Origin of the sequence: Pontitalea aquivivens (assembly GCF_046507575.1) — a bacterium.
Classification (GTDB): Bacteria; Pseudomonadota; Alphaproteobacteria; order Rhodobacterales; family Rhodobacteraceae; genus Pontitalea; species Pontitalea aquivivens.
On sequence record NZ_JBKFEY010000101.1, the window covers coordinates 1 to 878 of the forward strand.

General features: G+C 61.2%; 2 protein-coding genes. Both read right to left on the reverse strand.

The genetic code is table 11. The annotated features are described in order from the left end of the window. Nucleotides 1–575: hypothetical protein (locus tag ACK8OU_RS20335; RefSeq protein WP_458524365.1), on the reverse strand; the 575-nt coding region annotated here is incomplete at its 3' end. Nucleotides 576–577: 2 nt separating this feature from the next. Next, nucleotides 578–878 (reverse strand): hypothetical protein (locus ACK8OU_RS20340; protein ID WP_458524366.1); only part of this gene is annotated, 301 nt, incomplete at its 5' end.

The window sequence follows — 878 nt, forward strand, 5'->3', positions numbered from 1 at the left end:
TTGGCAGGGAGCGGCTGCCCCAGCTCGATGAGGATCGACCGGCACACGCTCTCGACCGTACTGCACGCGGCGGTGACTGCATCCTCGGGGTCGGCCTGGCTATGAGCGAGTGCGCGTTCAAGATCGCGGCTCACCGTGTCGAAGTCGATCACCTCGGACAGACCGGCCAGCTCCACCAGGACAGGGACATTCTTGCCCGCCTCGACAAGCCGCATCCGCCCGCCCTGCTGTTGAACCTCGAAGCCGTCGAAGCGCAGCGCGCGGTTGAGATGGTCGAGCACGGCGACATGACGCTCGGGCTCGTGGATGAAATCGCGTGGGTCAGCGGCTGCCTCAATAATCTTTGGGAGCGCTTTCTCAGCATCAAAGCCGTTGTTGAGATTGATAAGGCACTGCACCAGCGACGGTACGCGGGAGCCACTCACCGTGAAGGCCACATTGCAGGCGCGCATGAACTTCTCGATCTTCGGCCCGCTGCGATAGATCCCGATGGGGGGCGTCGTGTCATGCCCTCCCCCGCCGCTGATAATATCGGCGATCGCATCGATGCTCTGGGGCGACAGCGGGAAGGGCATGGCTACAAGTGATCCTTCGCCCAGAGAAGTGCATTGAATGCAGCAAGCTTTGCATCGTTTTCGGTTGAATAGGCCTTCCTACCAACCTGAACAGCTCCCGATGCCCTTCTCAGGACACGCACTGACCATCCGGCTCCTTCCCGATAGACTGTCAGATTGAACCCGTCCGTGTTGATATAAGGGTTGCCTTGTCGGGATATGCGCCACTTTCGAGAAGGCCAGGCGGCGCGGCGGCGTGCGGAATTTCTGAGACGCGTCTCCCGCTCCCGGGGCCGCTTGTAGTCCTCTTCCATGTGCTCAGCA